At 54.3% G+C, this 1,930-nt stretch carries 1 protein-coding gene; it reads right to left on the bottom strand.

Annotated elements, in window-relative coordinates; genetic code table 11:
• Positions 1-612: 612 nt before the first annotated feature.
• Positions 613-1,737 (bottom strand): aminotransferase, encoded by a 1,125-nt coding sequence (locus DWX25_RS09355; protein ID WP_117799427.1) that lies wholly within the window; start codon positions 1,735-1,737, stop codon positions 613-615.
• Between the last annotated feature and the right edge of the window lie 193 nt (positions 1,738-1,930).

Consider the following 1,930-nt stretch of genomic DNA (forward strand, 5'->3'; position numbering starts at 1 on the left):
CCGATCTCGGAAGGCACGTGCAGACCTTTCGTCATGGCCTCCTACCTTTCTTTCGGGCCCTTGTCAGGGCCGATTCGTTAGCGCCCCTCCGTGTGAGGCGTTATTGCTGACGACATATTTATATCCAAAATCAGCCCATACTTCCACCTTGCCCCCGAACGGTTTTTTATAGGGGGTGAACGGCATACACATATACTTCACGCATGGCACACTTTGATTTAATAAAGTTTATTTACGTGCTTAAACGCTTTTTTAACCGGAAAATCAATTGGAACTAATCTTTCTTAAACCACCCTCAATTTGCATATTTCACGCAAAGGTATGAATAGAATTCGTAATTCTTGCTATGTCTCAACCATTTTGATTTTTATTCAGAAAAAAGTTCGTCCTATTCATTTTTAGCAACCAGGCTACCGTTTACCAGACGTTGGATACCGTTCACCGGAAGCTCAGTATACGGCCCCTCGGATACCCCGCCTGTTTTGCGTCTCTATTTGTAACAACTTGACTTTTTCGGCGGTAAAGACAAACAGACCCGCCCCAAAGGGAGCGGGTCTGCATTCGGTACATCGAGGGCCCAGTAAGGTTTAGGCCCTCGAAATCCTCAAGGGGCTACCGATCGAACTCGGCCAGCGCCTCGCCCAGAAGCCTCAGGCCCTCGCGAAGAACGTCTTCACTCGCGCAGTAGCCCAGACGCGCGCCGCAGGGAAGCTCAAAGCGGCTGCCGGGAACCAGCAGCACTCCCCTCTCGGCCAACAGGCGCTTGCAGAACTCCTCATCGTCCTCGGGAATTTCCAGCTGGATAAACGAGGTGGATACGCCCTGCGGCGCCGTCCAAGAGACGCGGCTCTGTGTATCGATCCATGCCTGAGCGATATCACGGTTGCCAAACACGATCTTACGGTTGCGCTCAAGGATCTTATCCTTGTGCTCGAGCACGTAGGTCGCCAGGGCGTCGTTGAACACGCCGCCGCAGATCATGGTGTAGTCACGATAGGTGCGGATGCGGTTGGAGACCTCTTCGTCGGCCACGACCCAGCCCACGCGAGCCGCAGGCGTCGAATAGGTCTTGGACACCGAGTTGGTGACAATGGCCCTCTCGTACACGTCGGCCATCGATATAAAGGACTCGGTGTTCTCGAGCGGCAGATACACCTCGTCGCACAGCACGTAGGCGCCAACCGAGCGGGCGACCTCGGCAATCTGGCCGAGCGTATCGGCATCGAGCACCGTTCCGATGGGGTTCGATGCGTTGTTGATGCAGATGAGCTTGGTATTAGGACGCACCAGGCGCTTGAGCTCCTCGATATCGGGCTTCCAGCCAAGCTCCTCGCGAAGCTCCCAATACTCGACCTCGGCACCGAGCGTACGCGGAATCTCATAGAGCGGCGCATAGGTAGGCCACTCGGCAATCACGTGATCGCCGGGCTCGACAACAGCCATGATGGCATTGAGGTTAGCACCCGTACAGCCATTAGTCTGCAAAATGTGATCGGGATTGACCTCGCGACGATACAGCTTGGCGACTTCGGCCTTAAACTCCGGCGAACCCTCGATCCAGCCGTAATTCATCTTCTCGCGATCCAGGCGCTCGTAGAACGTAGCACCGTCCTGCTCGTCAAGTGCGCGAAGCTCACCCATGGTCAGCGACGAAATCGTCGACTGAGCGATATCCCATGTAGCACTCTTCTCCCAAACGTTGAGCCATTCCTCAACGCCAATTGTCTTGATATCCATGGCCACCTTATCTGATCTTAATTTAGCGTCAATAAACATGAATGGGACGGTGCGAAAGAACCGCACCGTCCCATTGGAAGACATCTAATGGCAGCTAGATGTTTGTATTAAGACCTGTACGGGTCTTTGAAAACCTTAGAGGTCCTCGCGCCAGAAGGGCATGCTCATGCAGCGCGGGCCGCCACGGCCGCGG

It is taken from the genome of Collinsella sp. AF18-8LB, assembly GCF_003459795.1.
Classification (GTDB): domain Bacteria; phylum Actinomycetota; class Coriobacteriia; order Coriobacteriales; family Coriobacteriaceae; genus Collinsella.